A 22,082-nucleotide genomic window follows, 5' to 3' on the forward strand; every position below is an offset into this window, starting at 1 on the left:
ATGGCCACCACGAAACCCAGCTGTCACGGCAATCCGGGCGGCGCGGTCGCCCCTGCCGGAGCACCCATCATCGCACTCGTCGGCTCCCCGAATTCCGGCAAGTCCACGCTCTTTAATGCCCTGACCGGTGCGAAGGCGCAGACCGGCAATTGGCCGGGAACTACGGTTGAGGTCAGCCGCGGCGCCTGGAAGCTGGGTGAATCCACCGCCGATCTCATCGACTTCCCCGGCACCTACTCGCTCGACCCGCTCAGCCCCGATGAGGCGCTCACCCGCGCCATGCTCATCGATTGCCCCGCAGATGAGCGCCCCGACGCCGTCGTCGTGGTCGTCGATGCCAGCGCCGTCGCGCGCGGCCTCAACGTCGCCCTCCAGTTGGCGGAGCAGCCCTACCGCCTCATCATCGCGCTGACGAAGACCGACGTGGCGCTCAACCAGGGACAGGTCGTCGACGCCTCTGCGTTGGCCGAGGCCACCTCCATCCCGGTGGTGGAGGTTGATGGGCGTAGGAGGGAGGGCGTCGAGAAGCTGCGCGAGGTTGTAATGGAGTCTTTGGCAACTGAGCCCGTGCAGCTGCGCGAGAATGCTGGTTTGGAGGACCGCTTCGCCGAGCTCGACGCCGCCGCAAAGGCCTCGGTGAGCGAGGTCGAGCACGCCACGCCCCTCTCCCACCGCCTCGATGCGGTAGCCCTTCACCCGGTAGCCGGGCCGTTGCTGTTCTTGGCCGTGATGTGGGCGGTCTTCCAGATCACCACCACCGTGGCCGCTCCCCTGCAGGATGGCTTGGAGGCGCTGGTCTCCGGCCCGTTGAGCGACTGGGCGCGGGCGGGGCTAGAAACCATCGGCTTAGGCCACCCCCTCGTGATGGGCCTGCTTGTCGACGGCCTCATCGGCGGCGTCGGCATGGTCCTCACCTTCGCCCCACTCATGGCGCTAATGTTCTTGTGTTTGGCGGTGTTGGAGGATTCCGGCTATATGGCGCGTGCGGCGGTGGTCACGGATCGCCTTATGCGGGCCATCGGCCTGCCGGGCAAGGCGTTCATCCCCATTGTTGTGGGCTTCGGCTGCAACGTGCCAGCGATTTCGGCCACCCGTGTGCTGGGCAGCCCGCGGCATCGCATCATGACCGCGCTGCTCATCCCGTTTACCTCGTGTTCGGCGCGCTTGGTGGTCTTCGTCATGCTCTCGGCTACGTTCTTCCCGGAGCATGCCGGCAGCGTGGTGTTCATTATGTACGTCATTTCCATCGCGCTGCTCGTGCTGGTGGGGCTAGCCCTGCGCAGGACTCTGTGGCGCGCGGTTCCGGAAGAAGCACTCGTTATTGACCTGCCGACGTATCAGCTACCCACGGTGCGCTTGGCGCTCAGCGTGATGTGGACGCGCCTGAAGGGCTTCTTGCAGACGGCTGGCGGCATCATCGTGAGTACCGTGGTTGTGGTGTGGCTGCTCATGGCCATCCCGGTTGGCGCTGCGGCGCAGGATTCTTCGTGGGGTGAACCACCAGCCCCGGAGGATTCAGCCTATGGCGCGGTCGCGCACGCTATCGCCCCGGCCTTTGCACCGGCCGGCTTCGATTCTTGGTCACTGGCAGGCCCGCTGGTGACCGGTTTCGTGGCCAAGGAGGCGCTGATTTCTACATGGGCACAGACCTACGCGGTCGAGGACGTCACCGATGCCTCCGCGGAAGAGCAGTCGCACAGCGCGCTCAGCGATCACGTGCGGGCTGACTTCGAGCAGGCTTCCGGCGGTCACCCGCTCGCCGCGGTGTGGGCCTACATGCTCTTCCTGCTGGCCTATACTCCCTGCGTGGCCACGATTGCCGCGCAGCGCCGCGAGATTGGATGGCGCTGGACGTTCTTCGGCTTCGGCGTCCAGCTGGCCACCGCGTGGGTGCTGGCCGTGGCGGCCTTCCAGGTGTTGAAGGTGTTTATCTAATGCCTGCCTCCCCCATCCAGGCGGTGCAGAAAGCGATCGAGGACGGAGTTCGCTCGCGCGTGGGCCTCGTGGCGAAGACAGGGCTGGAGCCCGGGACGGTCGATGTCATCCTGGATCACCTCACCGCCAGCGGGGTCCTCGATATGGAGCCGCTCGACTCCTGTCCCGCAGGCGGATGCGGGTCCTGTTCGGCGGCCTCGGCGTGTGCCGGCCCTAGCAGCACCCGCGGTCCGGTACTGCTTAAGCTTCGTCGCCGGCCTTAAGCTCCTGCGACCCACGGCTCGCACCGTCGCGAGAGTTGTTACGCGGTTTGTTGCGTAGGTCTTGGTGGAGCCCTCTCTGCAGTTTGCCGTTCGGTTCATTGATCTGCTCCAGCACGGCGTCCAGGGATGGCAAGGGGCGGGAGCGCAGGCGGGCGAGGAGCTCGGAGGCGTCGGCAGGCGTGAGGTCCTGGCCAGCCATCTTGACTGGGCCCGCCACAAGGTCGAAGCGCACGGTGCGCACGCCTGCAAGGTGACCCAGCGGCCCCACCTTGAGAGTGAGCTCCTGGATGTGCGGAGTTCCAATCACCATGACGCGGCGGTTGATGCGGCCGCGGTGCACGATGGTCACGGGAAGCGGGGAATCCACCAGTGTCACCGACTGCTGTTTGCGGTCGATGGGGCTAATCCAGGTAGCCCGGCGCGGGGAGGTATAGGTGGGCTGGGTGTGGCCCTCGGGGCGTGCGTAACCCTCAATCTGCGCGCGGTCCAGATCGGAGATGAGCTCTAAAAGCTCCAGCGCCTGCTCGCGGGTGCCCACCGGCAGGATGCGCGTAGAACCAGATTGCTTGCCGCTGCCCTTCGCGCCGTAGCCGGCCACCGACACATTCACTTCGTACCAGCCCAAACGCCGCCACAGGAAAGGCTGGCTCACCCGCACGCCGTGGATGCGGCTGATGCGGATAGTTTGGCGGCGGCGGTCGGCAAGGCCGTAGGAGACGTTGAGGGCGTTGGTGGGGGCGTCGTGAAGCGCGGTGAATTTCCAGGAAGAATCCACCAAACCCCACACACTTCCCACGTAACCCACGATGATGGGCAACAGCGCGGTCCACATGCCCGGAATGAAGAGCAAACCGCCAATAACGAGGGCCGCGAGGAGCGTGGGCAGACGCAGCGCCTCGGCAGCAATCGTGCGCAGAATGGGAATTTCCGGGATCAGGGCGGTGGCTTCCTCCGCTTCTGGTGCCGGCTCACTGGTAGGACCTTTATTCGTGCGCCGCAGCAACTCCGCGCGTAGTTCTTCCGCCTTCGCTTTGGGCAGGTATTCAATCTTGATCACTGAGGACGTGCCACCGGCCGTTTCCACGCGCACCGCTGCCAAGCCCAGCAGGCGCGCGATGATGGATTCCACGACGTCCACCGCTTGGATTCGCTCATAACGCGCCGAACGGAAAGACGTAGAGATAACGCCGTGGCGCAGTGCAATTTCATCCTCGGTGAGCTTATAGCCCAGCTTGCGCCACCAGATTCCTGACATCAGCCAAATCACCGCGCACACGAGCACGAAGCCGCCGGCACCCAGCAGAGTGCCGCGGCCGATCTCGCCCAAGTGCCCGCTCTGCAGGTAAGACAGAACATCAGAAATCATGGAGGCGTTGATGTTCACCGCAAAAATGGCGAGCAGCGCCAGAATCAGCGACCAAAAGCGCAGCAGCGGGGTGAGGCGGTGGACGCGGGTGTAGCCGTCGACGTCGACAAGCGCGCGGTCCTTCACAGCCCGCTCATCCTCTCGCGGGCCTTGACGGCGAGGCGCTCGCGCAAGGCGTCGGCGTCGGCGGCAAGGAGGCCGGGAATGGTGGCGTCGCTGCTGGGCGACGCCGTGTGCAGCTGCACCTTCTTCAGCCCCATCGCGCGCTCGATAGGGCCGGCGGTGACGTCGACGAATTGGATGCGGCCATAGGGCACGACGGTGAAGGTGTGCCAGATTTTGCCGCGCGTAACCAAGAGTTCGTCGGCGGTTTCCTGCCAGCCTAAGTTCCTGACTTGGGCGGGGATGAGCCAGAGTTCGTAGAGCGCCCACACGATGAGCGCGCCGGCGACCCAATAGAGCCAATCCCACCAGAAATACGCCGCCCCGGCCGCCAGGGCAGCAAGAATGACGTCCCAACTCAAACGCGAAATGTAACGGGCTTTAGTGAGTGACGGGGATACGGAATTCATGCCGCAACTTTAACACGAACCCTTGACAAGTCGTTGGGCTTATACAACACTGCGGTGTATGTCCCCAAAGAAAAAGCCCACTCGCCCACTGTTTAACCGGGTACGCGTGCTGCGCGTTGAACGGGACATGACGCGTGCACAGCTTGCCGACGCCATCGGGGTCAACCCCCAAACCATTGGCGCCCTCGAGCGCGGTGACCACTCCCCCAGCCTGGATCTTGCTTTCAACATCTGCGAGGTCTTCGACTTACCCGTGGAAGCCGTGTTCTCCCGGACCGAATTCACTCCTATGTCCTCCGAAATCTACCGAAAGGGATAAGCCACACATGTCCGCCTCTATTCCCGATTCCGTCAAGGCCCGCAAGCGCTACACCACCCTGGCTGAGCTCTCCACCCTCCTCATCTGCCTTCCCTTCCCCTGCAGTTCTGGGACCTGTTCACCTCACTGATGGTGGCCGCCCTCGGAACGCTACTAACCGCACTGCTGACCGCCCGCCTCCGCAGAACGATTGGCGCCGCTGACCTTCCCACGACGGAACTCGATGAGTACCAAATGCAGCAGCACGTCGAAGCGCGTGACGACGGCCTCAAGTTCTCCCTCGCCGCACTTGTCATTCTGCTGCTGCTCACCGGCATCATTAGTTGGGGTGCGCGAACCATGCCCATCATGGATGGCGTGTTCGTATCCCTGCTCTACTTCAAGCTCATCCTGCTTTTGCTGGTGTGGCTGCCCTTCTCCGTGGCGCGTTCCCTCGCTGGAAAGATGAACCGCGACGAGCTCATCTCCAAGGAGTAAACCGCTTAGCGGAAATCCCGCGAGCCGCGCGAGAGCGCCTCGCCAAAGGCCAGCGGCTCCAGCTGGTCCGCGGCAACGGTGACCGCGCCGGAGGCGTTCTGCACGATACCGCGCACGATGAGCGCGGGTGCCGTCCGAGCCGTCACCTTATCCCGGGCCCACAGGCCGGGCGAGACCATCACGTTCATCAACCCGGTCTCATCCTCCAAACCAAAGAAGACCACACCGCCTGCAGTCTGCGGGCGCTGGCGGTGCGTGACCACCCCGGCGATGCGCACGCGGGTGCCATCCTCCACGGCCGGTAGATCCGCCGCCGACAGAATTCCACGGGCCTGCAATTGCCCGCGGATCTGCTCCATCGGCTGCTGGTTGTGGGTCACACCGGTGCTTGCCACGTCCGCCGCCATGAGTTCGAAAGCACTCATCCCCGGCAAGGACGGCGCCTCGATAGCAGACAGCCCCGGCAGCATCCCCGCCCGTTCTGTTGCGGCCACGCCCGCCTGCCACAGTGCTTGGCGGCGGTCCACCCCAAAGACATCCAAGGCCCCCGCCACCGCGAGGGCCTCCACGTGATCGACGGTGAGATCGGCGCGGCGGGAGAGATCGGGGGCGTCGGCAAACGGCGCGGCCGCCTCAATGCGGTCAGCGGCTTTATTACCCAAGCCTTTGATGAGGTTAAGGCCCAGGCGAATGCGTACCTCACCGTCCGTGCCCACCACCACGCGCGCTTCGCGACCCGACTCGTTGACGCTGACCGGCAGCACCTCCACGCCGTGGCGGCGCGCATCCTGAATGAGGGACTGCGGCGAGTAGAAACCCATTGGCTGCGCGCGCAACAGGCCCACACAAAACTGCGCCGGATAATAGCGCTTAAACCACGCCGAAAAGTACACCAAGGAGGCAAAAGACTGCGAGTGAGACTCCGGGAAGCCGTAGGCGGCGAAGGCCACGATCTTGGCCCACAGCTTGTCCGCGATTTCCCCGGTAATCCCGTTGGTTTCCTCCAAGCCCTCATAGAAGCGCTGCTTAAGCGCAGCCATCTTGGCCGGCGAGCGCTTTGAACCCATCGCACGGCGCAGGTCATCCGCCTCCGCACCGCTGAACCCGGCGGCGTCGACCGCAATCTGCATGAGTTGCTCCTGGAAAAGCGGGATGCCTAACGTCTTGCCTAAGGACTTCTCTAGCACCGGGTGGTCATAGGTGACCGGCTCCTTACCATCGCGGCGGCGCAGGTAAGGGTGCACCGAACCACCCTGGATGGGGCCCGGCCGGATGAGCGCGACCTCCACTACAAGGTCGAAGAAGACCCGCGGCTTGAGCCTCGGCAGCGTGCTCAGCTGCGCTCGCGATTCCACCTGGAACACGCCCACCGCATCCGCGCGGCAGAGCATGTCATAGACTTCCACGTCAGCCAGATCCAACTCCCACAGGTTGACCACCCGGCCAGTACTCTCCTCCACCAAGTCCATCATGTGGTGCAGAGCTTCGAGCATGCCCAGGCCCAGCAGGTCGAACTTCACCAGCCCAGCTGCGGCGCAATCATCCTTATCCCACTGCAGAACCGAGCGGTTTTCCATGCGCGCCCACTCCACGGGCACGACATCCGCAATCGGCCGGTCGCACAACACCATGCCGCCGGAGTGAATACCCAGGTGGCGCGGCTGGCCCAGGAACTGCTCAGCCAAGGTTTCAACATCCGAAGGCGCGGGCGCCACGCCCTTCGACCACGCATCGGCCGAGCCTTGCGGGTAGCCCAACGCCCGGGCGGCATCCCGCAACGCACCTTTGCGGCGGTACGTAATCACGTTGGCCACCTGCGCCGCCCTCTCACGGCCATGCTTGGCATAGACGTACTGGATAACCTCCTCGCGCCGGCCTGATTCAATATCAATGTCGATATCCGGCGGGCCATCACGGTCCGGGGAGAGGAAGCGCTCAAAAAGTAGGCCCGCGGAAATCGGCTCCGCATTCGTAATCCCCAGCGCGAAGCACACCGCCGAATTCGCCGCCGACCCGCGTCCCTGACACAGGATGTTTTCCCGTTTACAAAAGTCCACCAGATCGCACACGATGAGGAAGTAGCCGGGAAATCCCAGCTGCTTGACCACACCCAGCTCATAGCGCATCTGCTCCCACGCCCTGCGCCGAATCTCCTCAGGGCGCGTGGCATAGCGAACTGCCGCGCGCTCGAAGGTGAGGTGCTCCAGCCAGGACATCTCGGTATGCCCTTCCGGCACGTCGAAGTCAGGCAGGTTCGGGGCCAGCGCCTCCCAGGTAAAACTGCATTCTTCGAGGACGCGAACGGTTTCCGCAATCAGCTCGGGGCGCTCAGGCAGCAGGCACGCCATCTGTTCCCCGGAGCGCAGCCAGGACGAGCCCATGGGGTGGGAGTTGGGGGAGGCGTCGGCAAGCGCGAGGCGTCTGGACAGGGCTTGTTTGGCCTCGGCCAAGCGCGCGCGATCCCGCGTGGCGGCAGCCGGGTGGGCAGTAGCGATGGCGCGTGGAACCGGCAAGGAGTCCAGCAGTAGGTGGTGGTCCGCGTCCTCTGGGAGCTGGGTACATGCGTACTCCAAAACCATGCTGTCTATTTTTATTCCATCGACCAGATGATCGAAATGTTCCGACCACTCCCAGCCCACCAGGAAGAGGCACTCATCCTGCAGCAGCGCACCAATCTCCGGCAGTGAAGGATAGGACACGACCCCCTTCTCCCCCGCCCCCATGTGGGCGCGGGCAATGAGCCGGGATAGACGCCGGTACCCCTCCGGTGTGCGCGCCAGGACAGTCAGCGGGGCCGGGTCGAGGCTAAGCTCCGCACCAAAGACCGCGGGCAGACCCTCCTTGGCGGCAGCCTCCGCAAACTTCATAAGGCCATAGAATCCATCCCGATCTACCAGCGCAATCCCCCGCAAGCCCAGCTCGACGGCGCGCGCCACAAGTCCCTCCGGCTCGGAGGCGCCATGCAGAAAGCTATAGGAACTTACCGCGTGCAGCTCCGCGAAAGGCACGGAAGAATGCCCTACTTTCGGCGCGTCCGTGGCCTGCGGCAGATGATCTACCGAGATCGGGACGGGGCCCGGGCGACCAGAGAGGATCCTCTCCACCCGGGACCATGGCAGCGCCTTGCCCCCATTAAACCTCATAGCCTCACACAGTATATTCGAACACAGGTTCCCGTCAAGGTTGTCGTTGAACAATTCCCTGAATAGACAAAGCGGTTCAATCGTTGCTAGTTTTTCCTGCAGTGCAAACTCCTGCGGTGACACGACTTGCCGCACAAACCAAGAAGGGACACTAGAACCCACCATGAGCATCCGTCGCGTACTTGCCGCCACCTCGGCAGCCGTCATCGCTGCAACCGGCCTGGTTGCTTGCTCCTCCGATTCCTCGGACTCCGCTGAGTCCAAGGAATCCGGCGAGGCCATTACCAAGGACTCCACCATCACCATCGGCACCACTGACGCCAACATGGAAGAGTGGGCCGTATTCCAGGACCTGGCCAAAGAAGCCGGTTTCGACGTCAAGTTGGAGAACTTCGCCGACTACAACACCCCGAACCAGGCTCTGGACCAGGGCAAGCTGACGACGAACAAGTTCCAGCACCTGAAGTTCCTGGCTGAGTACAACAAGGGCAACGGCACCGACCTGGTCCCGCTGGCCGCCACCGAGATCTACCCGCTGGCCATCTACTGGAAGGACCACAAGGACCTCGCTGACATCGAGGGCCAGGAAGTCGCCATTCCGAACGACTCCACCAACCAGGGCCGCGCCATCGGCCTGCTGGTTCAGGAAGGCCTGGTCACTCTCAAGGAAGGTAGCCCGCTGACCCCCACCCCGCTGGACATCGATGAAAAGAAGTCCAAGGTCAAGGTCACCCCGGTGGATGCCGCCCAGACCCCGGCCGCGTATGGCGAGGGCAAGCCGGCTGTCATCAACAACTCCTTCCTCGAGCGCGCTGGCATTGACCCGCAGTCTGCCGTCGCTCAGGATGACCCGGACTCCACCGAGGCTGAGCCTTACATCAACGTCTGGGCCGTGCGCGCCGACGACGCCGATAACGAAACCCTCCACGAACTGGCTGAGTTGTGGAAGGACCAGAAGGTCACCGACGCCGTTCTGAAGTCCTCCGGCGACACCGCCGTGGCCGTCGACCGCTCCCAGGAGGAGCTCCAGGAGATCCTGGACCGCCTCGAAGAGCAGGTCTAAACAAACCCACCACCGACTAGTAAAGGACGAATCATGCGCATCCGCCGTCTCGTAGCAGCCGCCGCTAGCCTGCTTGCTGCTACCAGCTTGGTCGCCTGCTCGTCTGCAAGCTCCGATTTCGCCGCCGGCACCGCCGAAGATCCCATCATCGTCGGCACCACCGACGCCGAACTTCCGGAGTGGGGCGTGCTCAAGGAACTCGCTGCCGAGGAAGGCATCGAAATCGAGATGAAGAGCTTCACCGACTACGCCACCCCCAACCAGTCCCTGGCAGAGGGCAGCACGGATACCAACAAGTTTCAGCACTTAAAGTTCCTCGCTGAGTACAACGTGGGCAACGGCACGAACCTCGTTCCGGTGGCCTCCACGCAGGTCTACCCCATGCCGCTGTTCTGGAAGGGCCACGACAGCATCGACGGCATCGAGAGCCAGGACATCGCCATTCCCAATGACGCTACCAACCAGGGCCGCGCCATCAACCTGCTGGCTGCCAACGGTTTGCTGGTACTCAAGGAAGAGGGCAAGCTCACCCCGGACCCCGCCGACATCGACGAGGCCGCATCCAAGGTGAGCGTCACCCCGGTCGATGCTTCCCAGACCCCGTCCGCCTTCGGCGAAGGCAAGCCCGCCATCATCACCAACTCCTTCTTCAAGCGTGCGGGTATCAACCCGGCCGACGCCGTGCTTTACGACGACCCGGAAAACCCCAACGCCGACCCGAAGATCCTGTTCGACCCCTACGTCAACGTGTGGGCTGTGCAGGAAAAGGACAAGGACAACGAGAAGGTCAAGAAGCTGGCCGAGCTCTACCTCTCCGACGAGGTGAAGGCCGCAGTGCAAGACACCACGGGTGGCACCACTATCTTTGTGGATAAACCACAGGCAGAGCTTCAGGAGATTCTGGAGCGGCTGGAAGAGGAAGCCTCCTCTAGCTAAGCAAATCTCCCCCTCCCCCGCGCTCACGCTTAGTTGCGTGACCCGGGGGATTTTGCCCGTTACTCCCTCCTCGCTCACTACACGGACACGTACAAAGGAAAACCACGTGACTGAACAACAAGGCGCCCACCGGGGCACCCGGATTGAATTCCGCAATATCACCAAAGTCTTTAAGAACAAGAAAACCACCACGAAAGCGCTTGATGATGTCTCTTTGACCGTCGAGCCCGGTGAGATCATCGGCATCATCGGCTTCTCCGGTGCCGGCAAGTCCACGCTGGTGCGCATGATCAACGGACTGGATAAGCCAACCTCGGGGCAGCTGCTTCTCGACGGCACCGATGTCGTCCCCCTGCCCGAATCCAAGTTGCGGGGCATTCGCCGCAACATCGGCATGATCTTCCAGCAGTTCAACCTCATGTCCTCGCGCACCGCGGCGGGCAATATTGAGTACCCGCTGAAGCTGCAGGGCGTCGACAAGCAGGAGCGTCAACAGCGCGTCCAGGAGCTGCTAGAATTCGTCGGCCTGGCGGACAAGGGCGATAACTACCCAGAGCAGCTCTCCGGTGGCCAGAAGCAGCGCGTCGGCATCGCCCGTGCCCTGGCTAATAACCCTTCCCTGCTGCTGGCGGATGAAGCCACCTCGGCCCTCGCCCCCACCACCACCCACGAGGTGCTCGACCTGCTGCGCAAGGTCAACCGCGACCTCGGCATCACCATCGTGGTCATCACCCACGAGATGGACGTCGTGCGCTCCATCGCCGACAAGGTAGCCGTCATGGAAAACGGCCACGTCATCGAGGCCGGCAGCGTCTATGAGGTCTTTTCCAATCCGCAGACCAAGGTGGCGGAGAAGTTCGTGGCCACCTCGCTGCGCAATACCCCGGACGTCGTTGAGGCCGATGACCTGCTGGCCCACGAGGGCCGCCTGTTCACCATCAACCTGACGGAAAAGTCGGGCTTCTTCGACGCCGCCGGCAAGCTCGCGGACAAGGACGTGTCTATTGCCGTGGTCCACGGTGGCATCACCACCTTGCAGAAGCACTCCTTTGGCAAGATCACCGTGCGCCTCAACGGGCCGGAAGCGGCCATTGAAGATTTCTACGCACACATGCAACGCACCACCGATATTGAGGAGATCCAACGATGAACGTCACCTACCTCGCGCAGGCCAATTGGGATCGACTGGGCGGCACGCTTGTCGACGCCATCAAGGACACCCTCATCATGGTCGCCACCACCCTGGTGGTCGCCGGCATCATCGGTCTCGTGCTGGGCATCCTGCTCTACACCACGCGCCCAGGCGGCATCCTGCAGAACAAGCCTATCCACTTCGTCATCAATATCCTGGTGAACTTTATTCGCCCGATTCCGTTCATTATCTTGCTGGCCTTTGTGCAGCCGCTGACGGTGGCGGTGCTGGGCAGCTCCATCGGCCGCGAACCGGCCACGTTCGTCATGGTTATCGCGGCTACCTTCGCGGTGGCGCGCATCGTCGAGCAGAACCTCGTGGCGCTGGATCCGGGCGTGATTGAAGCAGCCCGCGCGATGGGTGCTTCGCCGTGGAAGATCATCACCACGGTCATCATTCCGGAAGCACTCGGCCCGCTGGTGCTGGGCTACACCTTCCTGTTCATCGGCATCGTCGATATGTCTGCGATGGCGGGCTACGTCGGCGGCGGTGGCTTGGGTGACTTCGCCATTGTCTACGGCTACCGCGCCTTCGAGTGGGAGGTCACCGTGGTGGCCACCCTCATCATCATTGTGCTGGTCCAGGCAGCTCAGTTCTTCGGCAACTGGCTCTCGGCCAAGATTATGCGCCGCTAGCCGCGTCGCGCCTGCGCATGGCTCGGCGCGGTTTAGAGTGCCACGCCCGTACTCTAAGCGCCGCGTTCGTATCTTATGCGCCGCGTCCTTATCCTACGTGCCACGTCGCGCGACGCGGCACGCGGCAAAGTAGGAAGAGGTCTTCGGCTCGTCTCCACAGGAAGAGACGACGCCGGAGGCCTCTTTTTCTTCGAGCTCTACGTCCCATGCGCGGCCGTCGCGGTGGCGCACAACGACGCTATTCTTCGCGGCGGGGGTTTCCGCCGCGTCGACGGTGAGGTCGCCGTAGTGGAGGGACTCGGAGGCGTCGAGAAGCTGGCGTGCTACTGCAAGCTCCGCTACCTGGCCTTGGGGAGTGTGAAGACCGGAACCACGGTTGGCGGGGTAGAAATACTCGCCGTGCAGAGCCTTGCCCACGAGCTCGCGGCCAGCGTCCACGTTGAGGCGGCCGAAAGAATATCCCCACGGCATCAGGAGCACCGACGGTGCGAAACGGTGTCCCTTGGTGTGGGAGGTTTCCCACACGGTCTCCTCAAATTCGCACGCCAGGGAAGCAGCAAGCGGGCGGCCCTTGATAGCGCAGCAGGCATCGCGCTTGGCGTGGGTACACACGAGCACCAGCGGCAGGCACGTGCCAGTGGGATGCTCCAGATCCAGATCGAGGATGTCCTCCGGGCCGTTGAGGACATAATCCTGTACCAACCCCTCGCGTGCCCACACGACGAAACAGCGGAAGTGACCCGTCCCCCGCTCATGCCCGGCACGCCCAGGGCGGCGAATGAGTTGCAGGCCCGCCACGCCTTTGAGCTTGGCCTTGAGCTTCGCAGTCAAGCCGGGGCCAAAGGTACGCCCGTCAAGCACGTCACGAGACCAGGCCGTGGGCCACTCAAAGAGGACGTACACAGATTCTTGTTTTGCGGTACCGGCCAGGGGCTCGACCTGGACGTCGGAGCAGAAGGTCATGGCTCCATCTTAACTGGCATCACTTTCTTCACAACAATGTGGTTACGATGCTTAGCTCGATGCATATAATTCCCCGTAGTGCCACTACGCTCGGAGTCATGCCGAAACATAACCTCTTGCGCACAGCCGCCCCAGTGGCCGCACTCGTTGTCTCGGGTGCACTCGCGCTTCAGGGATGCGCTCCGTCTTCCGCTCCGGACGGCAGCTCCGACGGCCCCACGAAGACTCTCGACGCCACCCTGTCCGGCGCCTCCACCTCCACGGCTACCGTTACTCCCACTGCCCCCTCCCCCGCCGCACCGGCTGGGCTGACCCCGCTGGGCGACGCCAACATGGAGATGAAAACCCTCCGTCCACCAGCTCCCTCGGAACTGGTGGTGACCGATGTCCGCGTGGGCAAGCATGAAGGTTTTGACCGCGTGGTCTTCGAGTTTGTCGGAGACGGTTCACCGGGCTGGTTCATCGATTACACCGATTCCCCCGCCCAGCAGGGATCCGGCAACCCGATTGCTTACAACGGTTCCACCGCGCTCGACGTCAGCATCGACGGCACCGCCTACCCTTTCCAACTTGATATGGAAGACCCGAATATCGGTACCGTGAAGGGCGCCGGCGGGCTGGTGACCCAGGTGGTCAGCAGCGGCACCTTCGAGGCCCGCTCGCAGTTTGTCATCGGGCTTGATGGGCGCCACCCATACTCGGTTCAGGTGCTCAAGGCACCGACGCGCCTGGTTATCGACATCCTGAACTAAACAGTTCAGGCATAGGTTGCCTCCACCGACCAGCGTCCGCCTGCCCACACGAGGAGCCAGGCGCGCTGGCCTTTCTCGTTTTCCCCGACGACTTGCAGGCGCGCGCAGCGCTGCGCCGCACCTGCTTCCCACCACTCAGAGTCCACGGGCCACGGGCCAGCCCAACCGGTCACCCGGTAGCGGTGGCGCCCCCACCCCAGGCCCGCCGGCTCCCCGGAGAGGAGGGCCTCGGCGGTGACGATGATGTCTTTCGATGAGGCGTCGATAAGCCGGATCCGCGCGGCCGGGTGCGCCAGGCTTGCCGGGAGCGGCGCGGGGATGCGCCCGGGCCAGGTGCCCTCCGGCTGCGGGTCACGCTGTTCGCCGTAGGGGACGTACTCGATGCGCTCGGCCACCCCACGCCCGCCCGCCGGGCGGGGCTGCAGCACGCGATCTACCCCCAGCTGGGATTGCACCCGCGCGATGACGCGCTTGGCCTGCTCCGCGGATTCGCCCGCGCCCCACAGGAGCCCATCCCCTGGCGGAGCGACCTCCACCGGCTCCAACGCCAACTTGACGATGCCCCCTCCCTCACCCGGCGCACTACCCGCCCGCGCAGCACTCAACCAACCATCGAGCTGCCAGCGCACGCGGTCCGCTGTAGCGGCCTCGCTGAGCGCTTCCTGGGTACGCCAGATCCGCTCCAGGCGCTCGCCACCCTCGAACTCCGCGGCAACGCACAGCCGCAGGCACACCACGCCGGCCTCATCGAGTAGCACGTGCAGGCGCGCCGCGAGCTGACGCGCAGCGAAAGCCGCAGCATCCACGCGCTCCAAGGGTTCTTCGAAGCCCTGCTCCACACCCAAGTCGGGGCGCGCAAGCTCCGGCGCCACGCGCCGATCCGGTGCCGCCGCAGCCACCGCGTGGCATCGCCGTCCAGCCTCGCCGAAACGGGTAGTGACTTGGCGCAGCGACAAGCTCGCCAACTCCCCTAACGTGCGCACGCCCAGCTGCCCCAAGGCATGCACCACGTCCGCCGAACACCCCAGCGCCACCTCCGCGGCCAATACTCCCACCGGCTGCTGAGCCAGAAAGTCGCGCGAGCCGCCTGCCGGAACTACCGCGCCCAGGTTGTGGTGGCGCGCGGCAATCAGCGCGGTGGCGATCTCATCAGCGACGCCGACGGTGGCGTCGAGGTGGGATCTGGCGGTGGCGTCGACAAGCATCTCCACTGCCTTATCCTCGCTGCCGTGGAAGCGCCCGGCCGCGCCCGCATCCACGATGACCAGGCCCGGACGCAGCACCTCCACCGAGGAGGCCACCGCGTCCAGCCCCGCGGCAATCTCCGCGAAGACCACGCCGTCTCGGTCCGGGTTGGCCTCCTCCACGCGCAGCTCCGGTAGGAGAGCTTGGGCCTGGCGCACGCGCATCCCGCGGCGCACCCCCGCCCGGCGCGCCGCCGCGTTGCACACCGCCACGCGGTGCTGGGCAGCGATAGCGCATGCTGCCCTGTCTGCGTCCTGCAGCGCCTGGATAGGCCAATCCGGGAACCACAGCGCCGCGACCCTCACACGACCTCCAAGTGCGGGCGCGCGTCCGGACGCTGCCCACATGTGAGCACTCCACGGCGCGGGCGCATGCTTGCCGACGCCACCCGCACCCCTATATCAACCCCCCGAATCCGCCCGCTGCCCCGGCCCACGCCATGCACAGCGATAACTTCCGCGCCTATCTCCACGGCTGTGCCCGGCAGCCGGGTTCCCACGGTAAGCAGGGCCGCCTGCCCAGCCCGCACTTTTGCCAGCACGGGGCGCGCCCGCGTGGGGCTCAGCGCGCCTGTGCCTTTGTGCACGACTAGATCCAGCCCCTCGCACAGCACGCCGGTCACCGCCCAGGGCTCTACGCCTGGATCGGGCACCGTGATAACCCGGGAGACATCACCCTCCTCGGCCACTTGTGCGAGTAGGAGATCGGGCCAACCCACCACCCCGACGTGTCCGCCTGCCGCGCTAACATGGGATATCAGCTCCACCACGAGCGCAGCACATTCCGCACAGGCGGTTGCCTGCTTGCGGGGCAGACCACCACCCGGGAGCAGCTCAGATAGCTTTTCAGGGACTCCGAGGAGCTCCGCCTCCGGCTGCACCTGCGCAGAATCATCCGGGGTTTCCAGGCGTTGAATCTGGGCGCGCAGAACCGCAATCCGGTCAGCCCGGGAGCCACCCGCCACACGAACACCTGTTTGATTCATGGCTCCTATTATGAACCTCTTCCCGGACGCGCGCAATTGCGCTGGTAGCGTTAGGCGCCATGAATCCCCTCCGCGCGCACACCACCCCTATCCCCACTCCGCCGCGGGTACGCCTCGGTGCCTCGCTGTTAGCTGGCGCCGCTGTAGCAGTGGGGGCGAGCCGCATCCACTTCGGCCTCGCGCTAGGACTCAGCCTGCTCTTCCTCATCGCCGCCTGCGCGCTCGTATTCCTGCACCCCTACCGCGCGGACCTGCGCGATTATGCCCAGCGCCACAACGTCACCATGCTGCCCAACGCCGCACAGCTCATCCCGCTTATGGCGCTGTGGCTGATGGTCATGTTCTCCCCGCTCCTCGCGCTTCCTGCCTGGGGCAGCGCGCTGGTGTGGGCGCTCGTTTCAGGCGCGGCCTTCCTGCTCTTCCCCCACGTTGACGGCTCCCGCAAGCTCGCCTACGCGCCCCCTGCCTAACCCCGCCGGACTAACTGCGTGAGCGGCGACCACCTCCACCGGCCCCCGATCCTGGTTTGTGCGGGGCTGTCTGCGCCAGCGCCTTTGCCAACCCGCCTCGGCCGGGCGTCTAAGCCAGGTCGCGCGAGGTGGCCCAGCGCGTGAGCTGATGGCGGTTGGACTGCTGCGTCTTGCGCAAAATATTGGAGGCGTGCGTTTCCACCGTCTTCACCGAAATGAACAGCTGCTTGCCAATCTCGCGGTACGTATAGCCGCGCGCAAGCAGCCGCAAGACCTCCAGCTCACGCCGCGTGAGCGCATCCACCGCTGGGTCTTGCCCCTCCTCCGGCTCCGGGGCGGGCGAACCGGAGGCAAAAGCATCAAGGACAAAACCCGCCAGGCGCGGCGAGAAATACGCATCCCCGCTGTGCACCTGCACCACCGCCTCGGCCAGGTCCGGGCCGGAAATATTCTTCGTCACATACCCGCGCGCGCCCGCCCGAATCAGCGCAATCACATCCTCCGCCGCATCCGACACGCTCAGCGCCAAAAACACCGGACGCGACGGCTGATGTGCCGTCCCATTAATAACGGCGAGGCCGCCGCCGTCGGGCATGTGGACATCAAGAAGCACCACGTCCGGGGAGGTCCGTGCAATGCCCTCCAGCGCCTCCGCGACAGTGCCAGCATCACCCACAATCTCAATCTCCGGGGCCACCGCCAGCTCTGCGCGCACACCCGCGCGGAAGACGGAGTGATCATCAACCAAAAAGACCTTCACCATGCTCATAACGCTACCTCCAGCTCCACCTCGGTGCCCTCCCCCGGGGTCGAAGAAATCCGCACGCACCCACCTGATCCCTCTACGCGCGCGCGAATACTGTCACGAATCCCGTGCCTATCAGCGGGAATATCCTCCACATCGAAACCCACCCCGCGATCGCGCACAAAGATACTCAGCTCGCCCGCCAACAACTCCGCGTAGACATCCACCACGTCCACGCTTGCGTGCTTGCCGGCATTCACCATGGCCTCGCGCGCTGCCTGGATAAGCAGCTTCGCGGATTCCGTTAGCTCCGCGTCTTCGCCCACCGTCACCGCGGATACCCGCATATCAAAGAGATCCTCCACTTCCCCGCACGCCGCTTCGAGAGCACCAAAGCAGGTGGTGGGGGCGGCAGAGGGGGCGTCGAAAAGCCAGGCGCGCAGCTCGCGTTCTTGGGCACGCGCCAAACGCGTTACCTCACGCGAATCCCCCGCCCGCTTCTGAATCAGCGCCAGCGTCTGCAGCACCGAATCGTGCAGGCGGGCGGCAATCTCGGCGCGCTCCTCCGAAACCGCCTTCGCCGCTTGCTCCTGCGACAGCGAACGCCAGAGCTTCAGCACCAGCGGCACCACCAGCGCCCCAAATCCCACCAGCGTCAGTGCCGTGGCCAGGATCGCCGAACCCGATCCGCTCTCCCACGTCACCGCCGCCACCACGACGCCACCGATGACCAGAACGGCACCCGCCGCCACGGCAACCAGGCCCACCGGCGTGTTCAGGCCGCGGTCATAGGCCAACCACGCCAACACCGCGCCGATGGCCACCACCGCCAACGGCACCGCCGCGCTTAACGACGCCCCCGAAACCCCCAACACGCCCACCGCGCTACCCGCCAGCGCCAAGAGCACCAACCCAAGGGAGAGGGGGCTGCGGCGGGTGGAGGGGGCGTCGTCAAGCGCGGGCGTGAAAATCCACAGACCGGCATAGGCCATCGCCCCCACCCCGCCCAGCAAGGTCAACGCGGTCAAAGCGATGCGCACGGAGAGCGCCGAGACCCCAAGATTCTGCGCCAGCCCCGCCGCCACGCCGGCGACCACGCGGCCAGACTGGGGGCGCGACATCACGGGATAGGGTGCCGCATTCTCGGCGGGGACATAGGGCGAAGTCATACTAGCTATGGTCCCACGCCCCATCCCTTGGGCACATCAGGGACAACCCTGAGGTCGAAAAATCAGGGCGATTACCGATACCGCCGCAAGGCCCCACGCGGCACCATAAAAGCATGACGAAGAACAACACGCTCAACCAGATGTGGACGACCCGCCCCGTCCGCCTTCCCAAGAAACAGGGTGGTGACGCGCACCTTGCTGGTGTCTGCGAAGGCATCGCGGTGCGCTATCAGCTCGACCCCACGATCGTGCGCGTGGTCTTCGTGGTCGCGTCACTCGCCTTCGGCGGTGGCATCGCCGCCTACCTCGCCGCGTGGGCGCTCATGCCGCGCTTTGGCTCGCCCTACTGCCCGCTCGATGCGGCCTTGGGCAAGGATGGTGTCAAGGAGGAACAAGAGCTCGGCTGGATTCTGATTGTCGGTGTTCTTCTTACTTTTAGCTCCGGCCCACTGTTCCTCAGCGGACAATTCCTCGCCGGACTTCCGCCCGCTGTGTTGACCTTCGGACTGTTGGCGCTGGCGTGGTACGCCCTTCACCAACGCGAACCGCTACCGCCCAGCGGGCTATTGGCCGCCGAGCAGCCGGTGCGCGAGGAACCTGTCAACCTCAACCCTTATACCCCGGCAGACGGCCACCCCTTCCCGCCAGGGCGTAGGACCCCGCCGTCTTGGGATCCACTCGGCGTGGTACCCGATGCCTGGGACCTGCCGGAGCCGGGCCCGCGGGAGGAACCGACAAAGAAGCGCGGTTCGCAGTGGGTCGAGGGCGCGATTGCCCTCGGCGCTGTGGGAACGGCCCTGACGATTGCCTTCCTTGGAGTCACCTTCGTCGCCGAGGCCGACGAGGAGTCCGGTTTCAGCTTCCGCTTTAACGCCGGTGAACAGCACTTTGCCCCCACCCATGAAGAGGAGCTTAAGGAGTACTATGACCTGGGCATCGGCGAATCGACGGTAGACTTCAGCCAGCTCCACGGCCTGAAAGACGAGCACGACGTCACCGTCGACGCCGGCATCGGCGCCGTCGAGGTCATCCTCCCGAAGGACGTCCCTGTCTCGCTGACCTGCGATGACGGCCTGGGTGAGAGTAACTGCACCGAACGTCAGGACCCTGACGCGCTGTTGAACATTCACATCGACGCCGGCATCGGCGAAGTCACGGTCACCGGCTAAACTGGCCCAGCATGATTCACTTCGGCAACGATTACCACCGCACCGCCCACCCCCGCGTCCTGGAAGCCATCGCGGGGGCAGGCGGGGCTTATGCCGGCTACGGCACCGACGAGCTTTGCAACACGGCCGCTGCGCGCATCCGCGCTGCCTGCCAGGCACCGAACGCCGAGGTGCATTTCATGGTCGGTGGCACGCAGGCCAACGCCACCATCATCGCCCACCGGCTGCGCCCCTGGGAAGGTGTTATTGCGGCGGATAGCGGGCACATCGCCACCCATGAGACGGGTGCTATCGAGCACACCGGGCACAAGGTCATCACGCTGCCAAACCAGCTGGGAAAGATCACCGCCGCACAGGTCCGCGCGTGCATGGATGAGTACCGCGCCTCCGGGGTGGAAGAGCACATGCCGGAGCCGGCGCTGGTCTATATCACCCAACCCACTGAGTTTGGCACCACCTACTCCCGCGCCGAACTCGTGGCCCTGCGCGCGGTCTGCGATGAGTACGGGTTGGGCCTGTTTGTCGACGGCGCCCGCCTCGGCTACGGTCTGTCCGCTTCAGATATCACCCTGCCGGACCTGGCCGCGCTTGTCGACGTCTTCACCATCGGCGGCACCAAATGCGGCGCCCTCTTCGGCGAGGCCATCGTCTTCCCCGCGGGTGCTCCGCGCTTTCGCAATGCCATGAAACAAAGCGGTGGCCTGCTGGCTAAGGGCTGGTTGCTCGGCGCGCAATTCGCCGCCCTCTTCAGCGCCCCTCCTACTGTCTCCGCCGACGCGCTCGCTGAGTCGAACGCAACCTGCACTCGCGCTCAAGCAGCCACCCCGGGCAATGAGGTAAACAGCGCTGCAGCAACCACCCTCTACGAACAGATCTGCGCCCGCGCCAACGCCCAGGCCCAGCGCATCGCCGAGGCATTCCGCGCCGCAGGCATCGACATGCTCTTTGACTCTCCCACCAATCAGCAGTTCGCTCTGCTAACCCGCGAGCAGGAAGACAAACTCTCGCAGGACTTCGTGTGCCAGTTCTTCGAAGAACACGAAGGCCTGCGGGTGGTGCGTTTTTGTACGGCGTGGTCGACGGAAGAGGGGGACGTCGATAAGCTCTGCGCCGCGATTTCTGCGCTCAAGTAGCGAGGTTCCCCGGCCTGGTTTAGGCTGTGGGCTATGCAACTGGGGGGTTACATTCAAGCACTAGCGCGCGGGCTGGACGTCGTCGAGCAATGCGCCGGTGTTACGCGCGCGCAGCTGGTTCAGATGGGTGCGCGACCAGATTTCGCGGAGAAGCTGCTGGGGCTACACGCGGTGTATTTCGGGGACACGATGTTCCGCTCCCGGCAGCGCAAGGCACGCCGTACGGGCCACGACGTGTTCACGCTCCTCGATATCGAGCGCTACTGTTCCAAGCTTAAAGCCCGCAGGGCCTGGGAGCTGCGGCAACTACTGGCGGCCACCCCGCGGGAGAAAATCCCCATGGTGGCGAAGGCAAAGCTCAAAGAGTGGCGTCCGCCCAAGGACCCTGCACCGGGCGTGCGGGTGACGCGGCGCGCGGGCCGCAACCACACGCTGAGCATTACGGATTCCTCGCTCAATATTTCCAAGCTGTTGGCCGTGCTCAAGTCCACGGATCGGGATTTGCTCACCGCAGCGCATACCGTGTTCCGCGGCGGCGGTGGTTCCGGCCAGACGCTGCAGTCGAACGTCATCGTGCGCTTGGGTGAGCTGGACCGCATCGTCGACGGTGACGGTGAGGAGATTGAGCTGCAGCTGACTAATGGCGCGACGATGACCGGTGCGGAATTCGTGCGCGAAAAGCTTGCCGACCTCGGCCTCATCACCCTCGTCCATCCCCATCACGGCCCCGTGAACCTCTACATGGCGAGCCGCTTTGCCAATTTAAAGCAGCGGCTCGCCTTGTCTGCGGAGCACCCGACGTGCGCGTGGCCGGGATGCAACGCACCCGCCGAGGACTCACAGATTCATCACCTCACCCGCTTCCAAGATGGCGGGCCGACGAATATGGCCAACTTGGTGCCGTTGTGCGCCTACCACAACGCGGTGAATGACGATGACCCGGAAAAGCCCACCGGCCGCGGGCACCTCGACCGCATCGATGGCCGCGTGCACTACCTGCCGCCGTGGGCGGGGCCGCCGATTCCTATCGAGAGCCCGGCTCACCCGCCGCACGCTACTAAACGTACAGCTAATCATGCTCCAGAGAGTAGGGCTGCTCGAACATCCACGGATCCGCCGACATACGGCTCGCCCGGACCGCCTTACGGCTCCGGCCCTGGGGCGCCGCCGCGTGACTCCGGCGAGCCTCCGAACCGCCCAACGAGCTCCTCCGGCCCGTAGAGCCTCGCCCCTGGGCTCGGGGGCGATACTGCTCCGCAGGCTCACCAGTCCCCGACACGCTGCGTCACACAGCCGCTTTAACCAGCCGCTCGCTGAGAAAACCCACTCGGCGTGCGGCTACTCGCGCGCGCGTTATAGAGGTATGCGTATTAGTGCTGTGCGACGTACAGGCTGGAGCTTGTAGCGGTCAACCTGGAGGGTACGCAGGAGCCTAGCACCCCCATCTGCGCCAATCCGCAGCGTTGAATGCTAGGGCCGAAAACAGGAAACGCGGCCAAGCCCCGTTGATTCGGAGCACGGCCGCGCTACGCAGCGTCGGGGAGTTTGCT

The 22,082-nt window shown here is 64.5% G+C and carries 22 protein-coding genes; 14 read left to right on the forward strand and 8 right to left on the reverse strand.

All coding sequences use genetic code 11. The features are described 5' to 3' along the window. Together feoB and HMPREF3147_RS07365 are read left to right on the forward strand one after the other, a co-directional pair. Window positions 1-1,935, forward strand: a complete 1,935-nt coding sequence (gene feoB, locus HMPREF3147_RS07360) for a ferrous iron transport protein B (RefSeq protein WP_070446446.1) — start codon at window positions 1-3, stop codon at window positions 1,933-1,935. Beyond that, complete coding sequence (locus tag HMPREF3147_RS07365; protein ID WP_070446448.1) at window positions 1,935-2,198, forward strand: hypothetical protein; 264 nt, start codon at window positions 1,935-1,937, stop codon at window positions 2,196-2,198. Before feoB ends, HMPREF3147_RS07365 begins: the two co-directional genes overlap by 1 nt. Here the strand turns inward: HMPREF3147_RS07365 and HMPREF3147_RS07370 are convergent. Beyond that, a complete protein-coding gene (locus HMPREF3147_RS07370; protein WP_246815746.1) occupies window positions 2,176-3,690 on the reverse strand; it encodes a PH domain-containing protein in 1,515 nt (504 codons plus the stop codon). The genes HMPREF3147_RS07365 and HMPREF3147_RS07370 overlap by 23 nt on opposite strands. After that, window positions 3,687-4,136, reverse strand: a complete 450-nt coding sequence (locus HMPREF3147_RS07375) for a PH domain-containing protein (RefSeq protein WP_070446450.1) — start codon at window positions 4,134-4,136, stop codon at window positions 3,687-3,689. Before HMPREF3147_RS07375 ends, HMPREF3147_RS07370 begins: the two co-directional genes overlap by 4 nt. Window positions 4,137-4,194: 58 nt before the next feature. Between HMPREF3147_RS07375 and HMPREF3147_RS07380 the strand changes: the two genes are divergently transcribed. The 3 genes from HMPREF3147_RS07380 to HMPREF3147_RS07385 are packed head-to-tail and all read left to right on the forward strand — an operon-like array spanning window position 4,195 to window position 4,932. Beyond that, entirely contained in the window at window positions 4,195-4,455 is a 261-nt protein-coding gene (locus HMPREF3147_RS07380) for a helix-turn-helix transcriptional regulator (protein ID WP_070446452.1), read from the forward strand. Window positions 4,456-4,462: 7 nt separating this feature from the next. Further along, on the forward strand, window positions 4,463-4,585 hold the full coding sequence (locus tag HMPREF3147_RS13085; protein WP_256364858.1) for a hypothetical protein: 123 nt from the start codon (window positions 4,463-4,465) through the stop codon (window positions 4,583-4,585). 2 nt (window positions 4,586-4,587) lie between these two features. Continuing rightward, on the forward strand, window positions 4,588-4,932 hold the full coding sequence (locus HMPREF3147_RS07385; protein ID WP_246815747.1) for a hypothetical protein: 345 nt from the start codon (window positions 4,588-4,590) through the stop codon (window positions 4,930-4,932). Window positions 4,933-4,937: 5 nt separating this feature from the next. Here HMPREF3147_RS07385 and HMPREF3147_RS07390 read toward each other — a convergent pair whose 3' ends face one another. Next, window positions 4,938-8,075 carry an error-prone DNA polymerase gene (locus HMPREF3147_RS07390; RefSeq protein WP_070446455.1) on the reverse strand — a complete coding sequence of 1,046 codons (3,138 nt, stop codon included), beginning with the start codon at window positions 8,073-8,075 and terminating at the stop codon, window positions 4,938-4,940. 163 nt (window positions 8,076-8,238) lie between these two features. On the opposite strand from HMPREF3147_RS07390, the gene HMPREF3147_RS07395 reads away from it, so the two are divergent. The 4 genes from HMPREF3147_RS07395 to HMPREF3147_RS07410 all read left to right on the forward strand — a co-directional run bounded on the left by HMPREF3147_RS07395 (window position 8,239) and on the right by HMPREF3147_RS07410 (window position 11,901). After that, a complete protein-coding gene (locus tag HMPREF3147_RS07395) occupies window positions 8,239-9,138 on the forward strand; it encodes a MetQ/NlpA family ABC transporter substrate-binding protein (protein ID WP_070446457.1) in 900 nt (299 codons plus the stop codon). Window positions 9,139-9,171: 33 nt separating this feature from the next. Then, window positions 9,172-10,074, forward strand: coding sequence for a MetQ/NlpA family ABC transporter substrate-binding protein (locus tag HMPREF3147_RS07400; protein ID WP_070446459.1), 903 nt, complete (start codon window positions 9,172-9,174; stop codon window positions 10,072-10,074). A gap of 106 nt (window positions 10,075-10,180) precedes the next feature. After that, window positions 10,181-11,224: a methionine ABC transporter ATP-binding protein gene (locus tag HMPREF3147_RS07405; protein ID WP_070446461.1), complete on the forward strand. Its 1,044-nt coding sequence runs from the start codon at window positions 10,181-10,183 to the stop codon at window positions 11,222-11,224. Beyond that, window positions 11,221-11,901 carry a methionine ABC transporter permease gene (locus HMPREF3147_RS07410; RefSeq protein WP_070446463.1) on the forward strand — a complete coding sequence of 227 codons (681 nt, stop codon included), beginning with the start codon at window positions 11,221-11,223 and terminating at the stop codon, window positions 11,899-11,901. Before HMPREF3147_RS07405 ends, HMPREF3147_RS07410 begins: the two co-directional genes overlap by 4 nt. 93 nt (window positions 11,902-11,994) lie before the next feature. Here the strand turns inward: HMPREF3147_RS07410 and HMPREF3147_RS07415 are convergent, their stop codons facing one another. Next, window positions 11,995-12,864, reverse strand: a complete 870-nt coding sequence (locus HMPREF3147_RS07415) for a sucrase ferredoxin (protein ID WP_070446465.1) — start codon at window positions 12,862-12,864, stop codon at window positions 11,995-11,997. Window positions 12,865-12,962: 98 nt separating this feature from the next. Between HMPREF3147_RS07415 and HMPREF3147_RS07420 the strand changes: the two genes are divergently transcribed. Next, entirely contained in the window at window positions 12,963-13,616 is a 654-nt protein-coding gene (locus tag HMPREF3147_RS07420) for an AMIN-like domain-containing (lipo)protein (RefSeq protein ID WP_070446467.1), read from the forward strand. 5 nt (window positions 13,617-13,621) lie between these two features. On the opposite strand, the gene HMPREF3147_RS07425 is transcribed toward HMPREF3147_RS07420, so the two are convergent. Both HMPREF3147_RS07425 and HMPREF3147_RS07430 read right to left on the reverse strand, forming a co-directional pair. After that, complete coding sequence (locus HMPREF3147_RS07425; protein WP_070446470.1) at window positions 13,622-15,166, reverse strand: DNA polymerase Y family protein; 1,545 nt, start codon at window positions 15,164-15,166, stop codon at window positions 13,622-13,624. Beyond that, window positions 15,163-15,846: a hypothetical protein gene (locus tag HMPREF3147_RS07430; RefSeq protein WP_070446471.1), complete on the reverse strand. Its 684-nt coding sequence runs from the start codon at window positions 15,844-15,846 to the stop codon at window positions 15,163-15,165. The genes HMPREF3147_RS07425 and HMPREF3147_RS07430 overlap by 4 nt, the downstream gene beginning before the upstream one ends. Window positions 15,847-15,905: 59 nt before the next feature. Here HMPREF3147_RS07430 and HMPREF3147_RS07435 point away from each other — a divergent pair, with 59 nt between their 5' ends. Beyond that, on the forward strand, window positions 15,906-16,316 hold the full coding sequence (locus HMPREF3147_RS07435) for a hypothetical protein (protein ID WP_070446473.1): 411 nt from the start codon (window positions 15,906-15,908) through the stop codon (window positions 16,314-16,316). Window positions 16,317-16,425: 109 nt separating this feature from the next. Here the strand turns inward: HMPREF3147_RS07435 and HMPREF3147_RS07440 are convergent, their stop codons facing one another. Then, window positions 16,426-17,079, reverse strand: coding sequence for a response regulator (locus HMPREF3147_RS07440; protein ID WP_070446475.1), 654 nt, complete (start codon window positions 17,077-17,079; stop codon window positions 16,426-16,428). Between the two features lie 2 nt (window positions 17,080-17,081). Continuing rightward, window positions 17,082-18,230 carry an ATP-binding protein gene (locus tag HMPREF3147_RS07445; RefSeq protein WP_083276465.1) on the reverse strand — a complete coding sequence of 383 codons (1,149 nt, stop codon included), beginning with the start codon at window positions 18,228-18,230 and terminating at the stop codon, window positions 17,082-17,084. A 113-nt stretch (window positions 18,231-18,343) separates the two neighbouring features. Between HMPREF3147_RS07445 and HMPREF3147_RS07450 the strand changes: the two genes are divergently transcribed. Genes HMPREF3147_RS07450 through HMPREF3147_RS07460 form a run of 3 tightly spaced genes read left to right on the forward strand, consistent with a single transcriptional unit; the run spans window position 18,344 to window position 21,753 of the window. After that, window positions 18,344-19,399 carry a PspC domain-containing protein gene (locus tag HMPREF3147_RS07450; RefSeq protein ID WP_070446477.1) on the forward strand — a complete coding sequence of 352 codons (1,056 nt, stop codon included), beginning with the start codon at window positions 18,344-18,346 and terminating at the stop codon, window positions 19,397-19,399. An 11-nt stretch (window positions 19,400-19,410) separates the two neighbouring features. Then, window positions 19,411-20,532 (forward strand): threonine aldolase family protein, encoded by a 1,122-nt coding sequence (locus HMPREF3147_RS07455; protein WP_070446480.1) that lies wholly within the window; start codon window positions 19,411-19,413, stop codon window positions 20,530-20,532. A 33-nt stretch (window positions 20,533-20,565) separates the two neighbouring features. Further along, window positions 20,566-21,753 carry an HNH endonuclease signature motif containing protein gene (locus HMPREF3147_RS07460; protein ID WP_070446482.1) on the forward strand — a complete coding sequence of 396 codons (1,188 nt, stop codon included), beginning with the start codon at window positions 20,566-20,568 and terminating at the stop codon, window positions 21,751-21,753. Window positions 21,754-22,082: the final 329 nt, after the last annotated feature.

Origin of the sequence: Corynebacterium sp. HMSC05D03 (genome assembly GCF_001807205.1) — a bacterium.
Classification (GTDB): Bacteria; Actinomycetota; Actinomycetes; order Mycobacteriales; family Mycobacteriaceae; genus Corynebacterium; species Corynebacterium aurimucosum.